This is a genomic window from Streptomyces sp. SBT349, assembly GCF_001083795.1.
Lineage (GTDB): Bacteria > Actinomycetota > Actinomycetes > Streptomycetales > Streptomycetaceae > Streptomyces.
Window position 1 is genome coordinate 1 of the sequence record NZ_LAVK01000203.1, and the last position, 13,669, is coordinate 13,669.

Consider the following 13,669-nt stretch of genomic DNA (forward strand, 5'->3'; position numbering starts at 1 on the left):
CAGCAGGAGCAGGCCGCCCGCCACAGGACCCGAACGCCGACGCCGAGCGGAACCGGCGGACGATCGCGGAGTTCCTGCGGCTGGAGGCCTCGGGCGGGCTGCTCCTGCTGATCGCGGCGGGCCTCGCGCTGGTGCTGGCCAACTCCCCGCTGGGTGACACCTATCTCTCGGTGCGCGACCACCATCTGGACATTCCGGCGCTCGGGCTCGACCTGTCCGTCGGGCACTGGGCCTCGGACGGCCTGCTCGCGGTGTTCTTCTTCATCGCGGGCATCGAGCTGAAGCGCGAACTGGTCGCCGGGGAGCTGCGCCGCCCCGCGACCGCCGTGCTGCCGGTGGTGGCGGCGATCGGCGGCATGGCCGTGCCCGCCCTCATCTATGTGGCCGTGGCGGGCGCCGGGGGCGGGGACCTGGGCGGCTGGGCGGTGCCGATGGCCACGGACATCGCGTTCGCGCTCGGGGTGCTGGCCGTCGTGGGCCGCCATCTGCCGTCCGCGCTCCGGGTGTTCCTGCTGACGCTCGCCGTCGTGGACGACCTGATCGCCATCCTGGTCATCGCCGTCTTCTTCACCTCGGACCTCAACCTCTGGGCGCTGCTCGGCGCGCTGGCCGGTCTGGTCCTCTTCGCCGTCCTGCACCGCGCGGGCGTGCACGGGTGGTACGTCTACGTGCCGCTGGCCCTGGTGATCTGGGGGCTGATGTACAACAGCGGCGTGCACGCCACGGTCGCCGGTGTGGCGATGGGGATGCTGCTGAGGAGCCTGCCCGGCCCGTTCGAGAAGGAGTCCCCGGCGGAACGCGTCGGGCACCTCGTCCACCCCTACTCCGCCGGGATCGCGGTGCCGGTCTTCGCGCTGTTCGCGGCGGGCGTGCAGGTGTCGGGCGACACCTTCGGCGCGCTGGTGAGCGAGCCGGAGGCGCTGGGGGTCGCGCTCGGTCTCCTCGCGGGGAAGGTGATCGGCGTCTTCGGCACCACCTATCTCACCGCCCGCTTCACACGGGCGCGGCTGAGCCCCACGCTGAGCTGGCCGGACGTGTTCGGCGGGGCGATGCTCGCGGGCATCGGGTTCACCGTGTCGTTGCTGATCAGCGAGCTGGCGTTCGCCGGGAACGCCGAGCTGGAGGAGCACGCCAAGGTGGCCGTCCTGGTCGCCTCGCTCTGCTCGGCCCTGTGCGCCTCGGTGCTGCTGACCCTCCGCGGGCGGCGGTACCTGCGGGACGGCGGGGGCGAGGGCGAGGGCGACGACGGGGGCAACGGGAAGGGCGCGGGCGGCGGCGCGGGAGATCAGGCGACGAGCTCGCCGTCGCGGTAGAGGAGCACCCGGTCGCGGCGCGGCACCGCCCAGCCGGTGGTGGTAAGCGGGACCTCCGTGTCCTCGTCCACGACGACCTGCACGGAGCCGGCGGGGCCGTCCAGGGTGACCAGCTGGGCGCTGCCCAGGTTCTCCACGACGGTGATCTCCCCGGACAGCGCGCCCTCGGCCGGCTCGGTGCGGTACTCCAGGTACTCGGGCCGCACCCCGTAGACGACCTTCTCGCCCGCGGCGAGCCCGGCGGCGCCGGGCCCGCCCGGCACCCGGGCGCCGCCGACGGCGACCGTCCCGTCGCCGGTGGCCTCGCCGTCCAGCAGGTTCATCGGGGTGGAGCCGATGAACGAGGCGACGAACGTGTTGGCCGGGCGCCGGAACACCTCGGCCGGCGAGCCGACCTGCCGCACCCGGCCGTCCTCCATGACCGCGATCCGGTCGGCCAGCGCCAGCGCCTCGGCCTGGTCGTGGGTGACGAAGACGCAGGTGACCCGCAGCTCGCGCTGGAGCCGCTTGAGGAACGTCCGCGCTTCGAGGCGCATCCGGGCGTCCAGGTTCGACAGGGGCTCGTCCAGCAGGAACGCGCGGGGGTGGCAGGCCATCGCCCGCGCGAGCGCGACCCGTTGCTGCTGGCCGCCGGAGAGCTGACCCGGGCGGCGCGTCAGCAGCGCGGAGAGGCCGAGCTCCCCCGCGGTCCCGGCCGCCTTGGCGCGCCGCTCGCCGCCGGGGACCTTCTTGATGCGCAGCGGGTAGGCGATGTTGTCCGAGACCGTCATGTGCGGGAACAGCGCGTAGTCCTGGAAGACCATCGCCACGTCGCGGCGACCGGGCGGCAGGGCCGTGACGTTCTCGCCGCCGATGAGCACCGAGCCGCCGGTGGCCTCCTCCAGGCCGGCGATGGTGCGCAGCAGGGTGGTCTTGCCGCAGCCGGAGGGGCCGAGCAGGGCGAAGAACTCCCCGTCGGCGATGTCGAGACCGACGGCGTCCAGGGCGTTGACCCCGCCGGGGTAGACCTTGGTCAGGCGGTCCAGTGCGATCGCTGCCATCAGTGCTTGATCCCTCCGTGGAACCGGAAGCCGTACCGGGACGAGACGAACAGGAACATCGCGACCACCGGCACGGAGTAGAGCAGGGAGAAGGTGGAGATCAGCGCGAGGTCGGGCTGCCCGCCCTCGGTGTAGAAGGTGTACATCACCACGGCCGCCGGGGACTTCTCGGGCGAGCGCAGCAGGAGGAAGGGGATCAGGAAGTTCCCCCAGACCTGGGCGACGGACCAGACGGCGATGGTGGCCAGGCCGGGGCGGATGAGCGGGACCACGATGTGCCGCACGATCTGGAGCGGGGAGGCGCCGAAGACGCGGGCGGACTCCTCGTAGGAGCGGGGCGTGGTGTCGGTGAAGTCCTTGAGGATGAAGATGGCGCTGGGCAGCAGGCCGCCGGTGAGCACCAGGATGACGCCCAGCTGGGAGTCGATGAGGTCCAGCTCGTACGCCAGGTTGAACAGGGGGACCATCGCGGCGGTGCCGGTGACGATGGAGGAGAGGAGGAGCAGGGCGTAGAGCAGCGCGTCGCGTCCCGGGAGCCGGACGCGGCTGAGCGCGTAGGCGGCGAGGGCGGCCAGGACCACCACGATCGCGCCGGTGCCGGCGGCCAGGACGATGGAGTTGCGCAGCGAGCGCAGGGCGTTCTCGTTGTCGAGCAGCTCCTCGAAGTTGTCCAGGGTGAAGCTGGGCAGCGAGGCGGAGACCCCGGGGTCGCGGTCGAACGGCGCGAACGCCAGCCACAGCAGCGGCAGCGCGAAGAACGCGAGGAGCAGGCAGACGAGGACGTAGCGGACGACGGTCCTGACGGCGTCGCGGGGACTCATGACGGCCGCACCCCCGCTTCCTTGACCAGCTCCCCCGGCTCGGCGGCGCCCGGCGGCGCCCCGGCGGCGGCGTCGCGGTCACGCCGCCGCAGCAGCCGCACATAGACCAGGGCGACCACCAGGTTGATGAGGAGCATCAGCACCGCCAGGGCGGCGCCGTAGCCCAGCTCGCCGTTGAACAGCGCCGTCTTGTAGAGGAAGACGGGCATGATCTCGGTCTCGTCGCCCGGACCTCCGTTGGTGAGGAGGAACGGGGTGAAGTCGTTGAACGTCCACAGGCTGATCAGCAGCAGGTTGGTCAGGATGTGGCCGCGGATCGCGGGGAACACCACGTCGCGCAGCTGCTGGAAGCCGGAGGCCCCGGCCAGGCGGGCGGTCTCCAGCTGGGTGGGCGAGACGGTGCCCAGGGCGGCGGCGTAGAGCATCATCGAGAACGCCGTGCCGCGCCAGATGTTGAAGACGATGATCGACGCCATCGGGTGCTCGACCAGCCAGGCCGTGCCCGGCGTGCCGAGCAGCGCGTTGAGGCTGCCGTCGTCGCGGTCGAGCAGCGCGATCCACAGGAACGCCACCACCGAGCTGGGCAGGATCCACGCCAGCAGGACCAGGCCCTCGACGGCGCGGCGCAGGACGCCGGTCCTGTTCCGCAGGAGCCAGGCGACGGCGAAGCCGAGCACGGCCTGCCCCAGGACGGCGGAGCCGACGACGAACTGGAGGGTGAGGCCGAGCGAGTGCGTGAACTCGTCTTCCTCCAGCGCGCGTTGCACGTTGTCCAGCCCGGTGACCTGGGGGTCGGCGGCGGCGAGACCGGTGAGCTGGTAGTCGGTCATGCCGAGGTAGATCGTCCACAGGGCGGGGAAGACCAGGAACCCGGCGATCAGCAGCAGCGCCGGGGCGACGAACGCCGCCGCCCTCCCCCGCCCGAGCCCGGCGGCGTCAGTCGCCACCGCCCGCGACCTCCCCGACTCCCTCCTCGTAGGTGGCCGCCGCCTCGGCCGGGCTGCTGTCTCCCGAGGACACCGAGCCGGTGGCCTCCTGGAGCAGCACGGACACCTGCGGGTACTCGGCCAGCGGGGGCCTGAACGTGGTGATGGGCAGCACCTCGTCGGCGATGAAGCCGAGCATCGGGTCCCCGGAGAGCACCTGGTCGTTGACGTCGGTGCGGGCGGTGATGCGGGTGTCGCCCTCCGCGGCGGCGGTGATGGCCTCCGCCGAGTTCATGAACGTGAGCAGTTCCTGGGCCAGCTCGGCGTTGTCGCCGGCCGGGTTGGCCACGCGGACCGAACCGCCGGAGGTGGAGACGTAGTCCTGGCCGTTCACGCCGGCGCCCGGCTCGACGGCGGGGATCAGGGCCCAGCCGACGGCCTCGTCCCGGTTCTCCATGGGGGCGGTGCCGCCCTCGGGGTTGACGACGCTGCGCCAGAAGTAGTCGCCCTCGACCAGCATGCCGACCTCGCCCGCGGCGAACCGCTCGAACGACTTGTCCCGGCCCTGCGCCTCCTGCTGGAGCACCGGGTCGCCCAGCTCGGCGCCGTAGATGTCCTCGTAGAGGCCGAGGACCTCTTCGAGGCCCGCGGTCGCGCCGGCCCAGTCCTGGCCGTCGTGGATCTCCTCGCCGGTGCCGGCCAGCAGCGGCAGGACGCCCTGCATGGTGGTGGCCTCGCCCATCGCCGTCCCGGCGTTGAGCTGCACCGGGGTGACGCCGTCCAGCTCGGCCAGCGCCTCGGCGGCGTCCAGGATGTCGGCCCAGCTGGTGGGCTGCCACTCCTCGTCGAGACCGGCCTCGGCGAAGAGCTCCTTGTTGTAGAAGATGACCCGCCCGTCGGTGCCCCACGGGATGCCGTACACCTCCCCGTCGAACGAGGCGAGCTGCTGCACGGCGTCCGGTATCTGGTCCCAGCCCTCCCAGTCGGTGTCGGGCATCGGCTCGATGTACCCGGCCTGGGCGAACTCCCCCACCCAGATGCCGTCCAGCGTCATGATGTCCGGCCCGGAACCGGCCTGGAGGTCGAGCGCGAGCCGGGTCTTGAACTGCTCGTCGTCCACGCCGCTGGGCTCGAAGCTGACGTCGACGTCCACGCCCCGCTCGCTCTGGGCGGCCTCGAACTCGGGGATCACCCAGTTCTCGATCCACTCGGCTTCCTCGGTGTTCTTGCCGCCGGCCGCCGCGTTCGCGGAGATCACCAGCTCCACCCCGCCGCCGTCCCCGCCCGAATCCGACCCGCCGCACGCCGTGAGCACGATCCCCGCGCCCACAGCCCCGGCAAGCACCCTGGACCGCCTGGTCAGCTTCCGCATCATCCATCTCCTCGGTGGGACGATGCACGAGAGTTACCCGCCGGGAGGCCCCCCGTAAAGACCTTGGACCCGGCGAGTACGCACGCGTAGCGGCGTGTTGACCGGTGGTAGCCCCCGACCGCGTACGCCGAGCGCCCCCGCCGAGCGCCTCCGCCGTGCGGCGCGCGCGGTCAGGGGACGCGGCCCACATGGAGGACCACGATGGTGACGGTCCCTTCGGAGATCTCGTAGAGGACGCGAAGCCTGCCGACACGCATGCGCCTCAAGTTCTCGGAGCCGTAGGGGAAGCTGCCCTCGGGACGCGGCTCCTCGGCGAGTGCGTCGACCGCGTCCAGGAGGCGAGCCAGGTCGTCGGGATCGGTCTTGAGGAAGCCGGCCGCCGTGTCCAGCGCGCCTTCTTCCCAGACGATCTCGTGGCTCACCCGGACTCCCCTCCGAGCCGCCGACGCGCCTCCGTGTGCGGGATGAATCTGGCCCTGCCGTCGGCGACCCGCTGACGGTACTCGGCCACGGCCAGGGCGTCCTCCAAATCGGCGAGATCCTGCGCGTTGATCAGTATGGCGGCCGGGTGGCCGTGATCCGTGATGGTGATGCGCTCGTGGGAGTGGGCGGCGCGCCGTACCAGCGTCCCGAATCTCGCCCGGGCCTCGGTCATCCCATAGGTGTCACTCATGTCGAGAACTGTACAGTTCTCGAACCTTGTGTTCATCGCGTCTCGACGGTGGTGTCGGACCTGCCGAGTGGCGGCCGCGGCGGGGGTCCTCGGGGCTCACCTTCGCCCGCGCCCGTCCCGCTCCTCGCCTCAGGAGCGGATCAGCAGTTGCAGTTCGAAGGTGTAGCGCGAGGCGCGGTAGAGGTGCGTGGCGTACTCGACCGGCAGGCCCTTGTCGTTGAACGCCGTGCGCCGCATGGACAGCAGGGGTGCGCCGGGGCGCTCGTTGAGCAGGGTGGCCTCCTCCTGGGTGGCCGCGCGGGCGCCGATGGACTGGCGGGCGCTGTGCAGCGTCGTGCCGCCGGTGCGCATCAGGCGATAGAGCCCGGTGGCCTCCAACTCCGCACGGGAGAGGGGCGGGAGCCACGGCGGCAGGTAGTTCCGCAGGAACGCCAGCGGGTCGCCGTGGGTGAGGCGCAGCCGCTCGATGCGGCACACCTCGCTGCCCTCGGCCACCCCGAGCGCCACCGCCGCCTCGGGCGGTGCCGCGACGTTGACCAGCTCGATCACGCGTGTGGACGGCCGCTGCCCGGCCGCCGCGAGGTCGTCGTAGAGGCTGCTCAGCTCCACGGGGCGCCGGACATGGCTGTGCACCACCTGCGTGCCCACCCCCCGGCGCCGCACCAGCAGCCCCTTGTCCACCAGGGACTGGATCGCCTGCCGGACGGTGGGCCGGGAGAGCCCGAGCCGCCCCGCGAGGTCGATCTCGTTCACCAGGAGGGTCCCGGGGAGCAACTGCCCGCGCTCGATGGCCGCTTCGAGCTGCTGGGACAACTGGAAGTACAACGGCACCGGGCTGGTGCGGTCGATGCTGAACTGCACGTCCACGCGACGACCCTATCGCCGGTAGAACGTGGGCCGTTCGGCCATCTCGACGGCCACCCGGCGGCCGGTGCGCTGCGCCTCGACCCCCGCCTCGCAGGCCGCGGCCACCGCGTACCCGTCCCAGACGCCGGGTCCCGTGGTCTCCCCGCGCCGCGCGGCGTCCACCCACGCCTGGACCTCGCGGTCGTAGGCATCGGCGAACCGCGCCAGGTACCCCTGGGCGACCTCGCCGCCCCAGCGCCCGGCGGTGTTGGTCATCAGGCCATGGGCCTCGCCGATCCTGGCGGTGCCGCGCTCGCACACCGCCTCGGCCTGAACCTGGTAGCCGAAGCCGCAGTTGGCGAAGATCTCCACGTCCACGACCACGCCGCCGTCGGTCTCGAAGACCACCAGCTGCGGGTCGCCCAGCCCCTCGGTCGTCCGCCCGCTGGGCGCGGGCCGGTGGACGCGTACCGCGGTGATCTCCTGGCCGAGGAGGAAGCGCGCGGCGTCGAACTCGTGCGAGACCGAGTCGTTGATCAGGTTGGCGTCGGTGAACCAGGAGGGCACCGAGAGGTTGCGGTGGCGGCAGTGGAGCAGCAGCGGGCGGCCGAGTCCGCCCCCGGCCAGCAGCCCCGCCAACTCGCGGTACTCCGCGTCGTAACGGCGCATGAAGCCGACCTGGACCCGGCGGTGCCCGAGCTTGGCCTCCGCCTCGGCCACCCGCAGGGCGCCCGCCGCGTCCGGGGTCATGGGCTTCTCGCACAGCACCGGCAGGTCCCGTTCCAGCGCCATGAGCAGGGACTCCTCATGCGCGGCGCCGGGCGAGGCGATCAGCACCGCGTCGACCCCGGGCGCGGCCATCGCCGCGCCCGGGTCGGTGTGGGCGGTGCAGCCCTCGACGGTGGCCGCCAGAGCCTTTGCCCGGTCGGCGTCGACATCGGCGACCGCGGCGACCCTGGCACCGCTGATGACCTCCTCGACGCGGCGGACGTGGTCGGCGCCCATCGTGCCGATGCCGATGACGGCGACGCCGAGCTCGGCGGACCTCGTCATGTCAACTACTCCTTGCCTGTGGTGCGTTGTGGTGCGTTGTGGTGCTGTGCGGCGCGTCGCGGCGCGTCCGCGCGGGGTCAGGCGCCGCAGGAGGCCAGGAAGCGGCGGGTGCGGCGGGCGATGGGGAGCGGCTGGTCGGGCTCGCAGGGGTACATGTCCTGCTCGACGATGGCGAAGAGGTCGACGCCCAGGGCCCTGGCCGCGTCCAGGATCGGCGGGAGCGCGGGAACGCCGGCGGGCGGCTCGCACATCACACCGCGCCGGACCGCGGGGCCGAACGGGACGCGCTGGTCGAGGACTTCGGCGAGGATGTCGGGGTCCACCTGCTTGAGGTGGAGGTAGCCGATGCGCTCGCCGAACGTCTCGATCAGCCGGACGCTGTCGCCGCCGCAGTAGGCGTAGTGGCCGGTGTCCAGGCAGAGGCTCACCGCGTCGGAGTCGGTGGCGCTCAGGAAGCGGGAGACGTTCTCCTCGGTGTCGATGTGGGTGTCGGCGTGCGGGTGGACGACCATGGTCAGGCCGAAGTCGTCGCGGAGCCGGTGGCCGAGCCGGTCCATGCCGCTGACCAGGTTGGCGAACTGGGTGGGGCCCAGGTGTCCCGGCTCGGTCTCCTCGCCGGTGACCGGGTCACGCCAGAACTCGGGGATGACGACGAGGTGTCCGGCGCCCATGGCCCGGGTGAGGGTGGCGACCCGGGCGACGTGCTCCCAGGTGGCCTCCCAGACGGCGGCGCCGTGGTGCAGCGCGGTGAACACCGTGCCCGCGGAGACGCGCAGCTCGCGGGCCGCCAGCTCGGCGCCGAGCCGGGCGGGGTCGGTGGGCAGGTAGCCGTAGGGGCCCAGCTCGATCCAGGGGTAGCCCGCCTCGGCGACCTCGTCCAGGAAGCGTTCCCAGGGCACTTGGCGCGGGTCGTCGGGAAACCACACGCCCCACGAGTCGGGAGCCGAGCCGACGCGGATCGTCATCGTTCCGTCACGTCCTCTCCGTCCGGGTCTTCGTCCAGGTCTTCGTTCGGATCTGCGTTCGGGTCTGGGTTCGGGTCTGGGTTCGGTTCTGCGTTCGGGTCCTTGTTCAGGACCTCGTCCGTGTCCTTCCGCGGGGCCGCGTCCGGGGCGCCGGGCAGCCGCCCGGTGTCCACGCCCGAGACGCGGGCCAGTTCGTGCTTGAGCGCGGCCAGTTCGGCGCCGCCCGCCATGTGCAGGGTCAGGTCCTCCAGGGAGACGTCCTCGCGGGCCGCGCTCAACTCGGTCTCGCCGAGCCGCAGCACCGTGAAGTGGTCGCCCACCAGGTAGGCGTGGTGCGGGTTGTGGGTGATGAAGACGACGCCGAGGCCGCGTTCGCGGGCGGCGGCGACGTACTTGAGGACGACGCCGGACTGCTTGACGCCGAGCGCGGCGGTCGGCTCGTCCAGGATCAGTACGCGCGCGCCGAAGTGGACGGCGCGGGCGATGGCGACGGACTGCCGCTGGCCGCCGGAGAGCGAGCCCACGGGCTGGTCCAGGTTGTCCAGCGCGATGCCCATGGCCCGCAGCTCCCCGTCCGCGACGCGCCGCATCCGCGGGATGTCGAGCCGCTGGAACGGCCCGCGCCCGCGGGTGAGTTCGGAGCCGAGGAAGAAGTTCCGCCAGACGGGCATCAGGGTCACCGTGGCGAGGTCCTGGTAGACGGCGGCGATGCCCCGGCGCAGCGCCTCGCGCGGCCCGGTGAGCGCCACCCGCTCGCCGTCGATGCGGAGTTCGCCCTCCGAATGCCGGTGCAGACCCGAAATGATCTTGATGAGCGTGGACTTGCCCGCGCCGTTGTCGCCGAGGACGCAGGCGACCTCGCCGGCGCGGACGGCCAGGTCGACGCCGTGCAGGGCGCGTATGGTGCCGTAGCTCTTGCCGACGCCGCGCAGTTCGACCAGGGGGACTTCGGCCGGAGGAGACGCGGCCGGGGAAGGGGACGTCATGCCGGTCGCCTCCTGGTGGCCTGCTTGCGGACGTACAGGTTGAGCAGGGTGGCGAGCAGCAGCACCGCGCCGAGGAAGAACATGAACCAGTCCGGGTCCCAGTCGGCGTAGACGATGCCCTGGGAGACCATGCCGAAGAGGAACGCGCCGATGACCGGGCCCGGGATCGAGCCGTAGCCGCCGGTGAGCAGGCAGCCGCCGATGACGGCCGCCGCGATGTACAGCAGCTCGTTGCCTATGCCGCCGCCGGACTGGATGGTGTTGAACGCGAACAGCTGGTGCATCCCGACGAACCAGGCCGTGAAGCCGACCAGCATGAACAGGCTGACCTTGACGAACGTCACCGGCACGCCGACGGCCCGCGCGCTGTCCCGGTGGCCGCCGACGGCGAAGACCCAGTTGCCGTACCTGGTCCGCAGCAGCACCCAGGTGGCCAGCAGCGCGAAGCCGAGCCACCACAGCACGGTGACGCGGATGGTGGTCCCGCCGATGGTGACCGAGGAGGCGAAGACATCCCGGGCCTGCTCGAACCCCTCCATGTCGCGGATGGAGTCGGTCGCCACATTGCCGGTGACCGCCTTGGTGATGGCCAGGTTCAGTCCCTGGAGCATCAGGAACGTGCCCAGGGTGATCAGAAAGCTGGGCAGTCCGGTCTTGACGAGCATGATGCCGTTGAACGCGCCGATCGCCAGCGAGAGCACCAGCGCGACGATCACGCCCGCCCAGACGTTGAGCGTGAGCTGGAACGCGAACATGCTGGCCGTCAGCGACGAGGTGGTGACCGCGACGCCCGCCGAGAGGTCGAACTCGCCGCCGATCATCAGCAGCGCCACCGACAGGCCCATGATGCCGAGCGTCGACGACTGGTAGAGCACGGTCGACAGCGAGTCGAACTGCCGGAAGGTGGGCGCGACGGCGAAGAAGAAGACATAGACGGCGAGCGCCCCGATCAGCACCCCCATCTCGGGGCGGGCCAGCAGGCGGCGCGTCATCGGGTGCCGTTCGCCGCGAACTCGGCGACGGTCTCGATGTTCTCCTGGTCGACGAACGCGGGCCCGGTCAGCACCGGTTGCTCCCCGCCGCCGCTGAAGTTCCCGTTGGTCGAGTACAGCCACAGGCAGTCGATGGCCAGGTACCCCTGGAGGTACGGCTGCTGGTCGACCGCGAACTGCACGTCGCCCGACTCGATCGCGGGCACGACCTCGGTGTTGAGGTCGAACGTGGCGATCTCCGCGTCGCTGCCCGCGTCGGCGACCGAGTCGATGGCGGTCAGCGCGAACGGGGCGCCCAGCGCCACGACATAGTCGATGGACTCGTCCTGCCGGAGCTTGGCCTCGATGGTGGCGCGCACCGAGGGCATGTCGGCGCCCTCGACGTAGAGGATCTCCGTCTCGCCCTCGAACGTGTCCGCGACGCCCGCGCACCGGGCCTCGTGGCCCACGTTGCCCTGCTCGTGGATCACGCAGATGTTGTGCTCGGCGCCGATCTCGTTGAGCCGCTCACCGAACGCCTGGCCCGAGACCTCCTCGTCCTGGCCGAAGAAGGACAGCAGGTCCAGGTCGCGCCAGGTGTCCATCCCGGAGTTGAGGCCGACGACGGGGATCCCCGCCTCCTGCGCCTGCGCGATGGCGCCGGAGAGGCCCTCGGGGTTGGCGAGCGAGATGGCTATGCCGTCCACGTCCTGGTCGATGGCGTTCTGGATGAGGTTGGCCTGGCCGGCGACGCTGGGGTCGGAGGAGTACACCAGCTCGGCGTTGGACTTCTCGGCCGCCATCTCGGCGCCCTTGCGGACGGTGTCCCAGAAGGTGTCGCCCGGCGCCCCGTGGGTGATCAGCGCGACGCTGATCCGGGGGGTGTCCGCCTGCCCGACCTCGCCCTCCTCCGCCCGGTCCTGGGCCTCCTTGCCGCCGGAGTCGCTGGAGCAGCCCGCTGCGAGCAGCAGGCCGGCGGCGCAGGCGGCCGCGAGGGCGGAGCGGTGGACGCGGTTCATCGTCGGTACCTCACTTCACTGTGAGCTTCTGGGCACTGAGCTTCTGGGCATCGCTGTCCGGCTTTTCTGCACGGCAGCAAACTCCCGGGGGCGCGAGGTGTCAATACTTTGTCAGGACAATATATTGACAGGTGATACTTCGCGCCTTACACCTGGGTGGTATGGCCGGAGCACTGGACCCCCCGTTGGACCTCATCACCATGGGACGCATCGGCGTTGACATCTACCCGCTTCAGACCGGCGTGCCACTGCCGCGGGTCGAGACTTTCGGAAAGTTCCTCGGCGGCTCCCCCACCAACGTCGCCGTCGCGGCGGCGCGCCTGGGGCGTTCGGCGGCCGTGATCAGCCGCACCGGGAGCGATCCGTTCGGCGCGTACTGCCACGAGGCGCTGCGGGAGTTCGGCGTGGACGACCGGTGGGTGAGCGACGTGCCCGCGTACCCGACGCCGGTGACCTTCTGCGAGATCTTCCCGCCGGACGACTTCCCGCTCTACTTCTACCGGCTGCCGAAGGCGCCCGATCTCGTCATCCACACCGAGGAGTTGGACCTCGCCGCGATCGCGGCGGCGCGCGTCTTCTGGATGACCGGCACGGGTCTGTGCGAGGAGCCGAGCCGGTCCGCGACGCTGGCCGCCCTGGAGGCGCGGGCCTCGGCGGGGAACGGGGAGGGCCGGGTGGCGACGGTGTTCGACCTGGACTGGCGGCCGATGTTCTGGCCGGACGGCTCCCCGGAGTCGGCCAGGCCGCACTACCGCGCCGCCCTGGCCCACGCGACGGTGGCCGTGGGGAACCTGGCGGAGTGCGAGGTCGCCACGGGCGAGCGCGAACCCCGCGCCTGCGCCGAGGCGTTGCTCGCCGCCGGGGTGGAGCTCGCCGTCGTCAAGCGGGGCCCCGAGGGGGTGCTCGCGGTGCGCGGCGACGGCACCAGCGCCGAGGTCCCGCCGCACCCCGTCGAGGTGGTCAACGGCCTGGGCGCGGGCGACGCGTTCGGCGGGGCGCTGTGCCACGGGCTGCTGTCCGGCTGGCCACCCGACCGCATCATGCGGTACGCCAACGCGGCGGGCGCGCTGGTCGCCTCCCGCCTGGCCTGCTCGGCGGCCATGCCGTACGCGGAGGAGGTCTCCACGCTTCTCGCCTCCGGCGGGGAGGCCGACGTGGTGACCGGCGGGCGGAAGGGTGAGGCCCGGTGAGGATCGGCTCCGCCGGGAAGGCGGGAGAACGGATATGGGGACCGGCGACGGCGAAGTGGACACCACACAGCGGAGGAACGGCGACGCCGGTTGAACGGGCCACACGACCACGGGCACCGAGGGCTGAAGGGGCGGTGACGGCGGCCGAACCGACGCCACAACCACGGGCGCGGGAGGCCGAAGCAGCGGCAACGGCGGTCGAACCGACGCCGCAACCACGGCCGCGGGGCGCCGGGAACGGGTCCGACGGCGGAACGGCGACCGCGGCCCAACGCCCCGCACGACCACGGGCACCGAGGGCTGAAGGGGCAGTGACGGCGGTCGAACCGACGCCGCAACCACGGGCGCGGGAGGCCGAAGCGGCAGTGACGGTGGTCGAACCGACGCCGCAACCACGGGCGCGGGAGGCCGAAGCGGCAGTGACGGTGGTCGAACCGACGCCGCAACCACGGGCGCGTACCTCCCGGGACGGGGCCGGTGGAGGGGGATGGGGT

At 71.9% G+C, this 13,669-nt stretch carries 14 protein-coding genes; 2 read left to right on the forward strand and 12 right to left on the reverse strand.

Annotated elements, in window-relative coordinates; all coding sequences use genetic code 11:
• Positions 1-62: 62 nt before the first annotated feature.
• Complete coding sequence (nhaA, locus tag ADY01_RS22645; RefSeq protein ID WP_078900516.1) at positions 63-1,313, forward strand: Na+/H+ antiporter NhaA; 1,251 nt, start codon at positions 63-65, stop codon at positions 1,311-1,313.
• Here the strand turns inward: nhaA and ADY01_RS22650 are convergent.
• The 12 genes from ADY01_RS22650 to ADY01_RS22705 form a co-directional block, all read right to left on the reverse strand.
• Positions 1,286-2,353 (reverse strand): ABC transporter ATP-binding protein, encoded by a 1,068-nt coding sequence (locus tag ADY01_RS22650; RefSeq protein WP_049576774.1) that lies wholly within the window; start codon positions 2,351-2,353, stop codon positions 1,286-1,288. The two genes, nhaA and ADY01_RS22650, sit on opposite strands and share 28 nt — an antisense overlap.
• Positions 2,353-3,174 (reverse strand): carbohydrate ABC transporter permease, encoded by an 822-nt coding sequence (locus tag ADY01_RS22655; protein WP_049576776.1) that lies wholly within the window; start codon positions 3,172-3,174, stop codon positions 2,353-2,355. The genes ADY01_RS22650 and ADY01_RS22655 overlap by 1 nt, the downstream gene beginning before the upstream one ends.
• Positions 3,171-4,121, reverse strand: a complete 951-nt coding sequence (locus ADY01_RS22660; RefSeq protein WP_049576778.1) for a carbohydrate ABC transporter permease — start codon at positions 4,119-4,121, stop codon at positions 3,171-3,173. The genes ADY01_RS22655 and ADY01_RS22660 overlap by 4 nt, the downstream gene beginning before the upstream one ends.
• Entirely contained in the window at positions 4,111-5,475 is a 1,365-nt protein-coding gene (locus tag ADY01_RS22665; RefSeq protein WP_234320358.1) for an extracellular solute-binding protein, read from the reverse strand. The genes ADY01_RS22660 and ADY01_RS22665 overlap by 11 nt, the downstream gene beginning before the upstream one ends.
• Positions 5,476-5,642: 167 nt before the next feature.
• The gene (locus tag ADY01_RS22670) at positions 5,643-5,894 is read right to left on the reverse strand and encodes a type II toxin-antitoxin system RelE family toxin (protein WP_049576780.1); all 252 of its coding nucleotides are present in this window, start codon (positions 5,892-5,894) and stop codon (positions 5,643-5,645) included.
• A complete protein-coding gene (locus ADY01_RS22675) occupies positions 5,891-6,145 on the reverse strand; it encodes a type II toxin-antitoxin system Phd/YefM family antitoxin (RefSeq protein ID WP_049576782.1) in 255 nt (84 codons plus the stop codon). Before ADY01_RS22675 ends, ADY01_RS22670 begins: the two co-directional genes overlap by 4 nt.
• A 129-nt stretch (positions 6,146-6,274) precedes the next feature.
• Positions 6,275-7,012: a GntR family transcriptional regulator gene (locus ADY01_RS22680; protein WP_049576784.1), complete on the reverse strand. Its 738-nt coding sequence runs from the start codon at positions 7,010-7,012 to the stop codon at positions 6,275-6,277.
• A gap of 9 nt (positions 7,013-7,021) precedes the next feature.
• The gene (locus ADY01_RS22685) at positions 7,022-8,044 is read right to left on the reverse strand and encodes a Gfo/Idh/MocA family protein (protein WP_049576787.1); all 1,023 of its coding nucleotides are present in this window, start codon (positions 8,042-8,044) and stop codon (positions 7,022-7,024) included.
• 77 nt (positions 8,045-8,121) lie between these two features.
• Positions 8,122-9,009 (reverse strand): sugar phosphate isomerase/epimerase family protein, encoded by an 888-nt coding sequence (locus ADY01_RS22690; protein ID WP_049576789.1) that lies wholly within the window; start codon positions 9,007-9,009, stop codon positions 8,122-8,124.
• On the reverse strand, positions 9,006-9,995 hold the full coding sequence (locus ADY01_RS22695) for an ATP-binding cassette domain-containing protein (protein WP_078900515.1): 990 nt from the start codon (positions 9,993-9,995) through the stop codon (positions 9,006-9,008). Before ADY01_RS22695 ends, ADY01_RS22690 begins: the two co-directional genes overlap by 4 nt.
• Complete coding sequence (locus tag ADY01_RS22700; protein ID WP_049576791.1) at positions 9,992-10,987, reverse strand: ABC transporter permease; 996 nt, start codon at positions 10,985-10,987, stop codon at positions 9,992-9,994. Before ADY01_RS22700 ends, ADY01_RS22695 begins: the two co-directional genes overlap by 4 nt.
• Positions 10,984-11,985 carry a substrate-binding domain-containing protein gene (locus tag ADY01_RS22705; RefSeq protein WP_049576792.1) on the reverse strand — a complete coding sequence of 334 codons (1,002 nt, stop codon included), beginning with the start codon at positions 11,983-11,985 and terminating at the stop codon, positions 10,984-10,986. Before ADY01_RS22705 ends, ADY01_RS22700 begins: the two co-directional genes overlap by 4 nt.
• Positions 11,986-12,146: 161 nt before the next feature.
• On the opposite strand from ADY01_RS22705, the gene iolC reads away from it, so the two are divergent.
• Positions 12,147-13,175 carry a 5-dehydro-2-deoxygluconokinase gene (iolC, locus tag ADY01_RS22710; protein WP_049576795.1) on the forward strand — a complete coding sequence of 343 codons (1,029 nt, stop codon included), beginning with the start codon at positions 12,147-12,149 and terminating at the stop codon, positions 13,173-13,175.
• The last annotated feature ends 494 nt before the right edge of the window (positions 13,176-13,669 follow it).

What these genes read in the sequence shown, in the direction of transcription:
- ADY01_RS22650 (WP_049576774.1), bottom strand. Translation starts at nt 2,353, where the DNA reads ATGGCAGCGATCGCACTGGACCGCCTGACCAAGGTCTACCCCGGCGGG.
- ADY01_RS22655 (WP_049576776.1), bottom strand. Translation starts at nt 3,174, where the DNA reads ATGAGTCCCCGCGACGCCGTCAGGACCGTCGTCCGCTACGTCCTCGTC.
- ADY01_RS22665 (WP_234320358.1), bottom strand. Translation starts at nt 5,475, where the DNA reads ATGATGCGGAAGCTGACCAGGCGGTCCAGGGTGCTTGCCGGGGCTGTG.
- ADY01_RS22675 (WP_049576782.1), bottom strand. Translation starts at nt 6,145, where the DNA reads ATGAGTGACACCTATGGGATGACCGAGGCCCGGGCGAGATTCGGGACG.
- ADY01_RS22685 (WP_049576787.1), bottom strand. Translation starts at nt 8,044, where the DNA reads ATGACGAGGTCCGCCGAGCTCGGCGTCGCCGTCATCGGCATCGGCACG.
- ADY01_RS22690 (WP_049576789.1), bottom strand. Translation starts at nt 9,009, where the DNA reads ATGACGATCCGCGTCGGCTCGGCTCCCGACTCGTGGGGCGTGTGGTTT.
- ADY01_RS22695 (WP_078900515.1), bottom strand. Translation starts at nt 9,995, where the DNA reads ATGACGTCCCCTTCCCCGGCCGCGTCTCCTCCGGCCGAAGTCCCCCTG.
- ADY01_RS22700 (WP_049576791.1), bottom strand. Translation starts at nt 10,987, where the DNA reads ATGACGCGCCGCCTGCTGGCCCGCCCCGAGATGGGGGTGCTGATCGGG.
- ADY01_RS22705 (WP_049576792.1), bottom strand. Translation starts at nt 11,985, where the DNA reads ATGAACCGCGTCCACCGCTCCGCCCTCGCGGCCGCCTGCGCCGCCGGC.
- iolC (WP_049576795.1), top strand. Translation starts at nt 12,147, where the DNA reads ATGGCCGGAGCACTGGACCCCCCGTTGGACCTCATCACCATGGGACGC.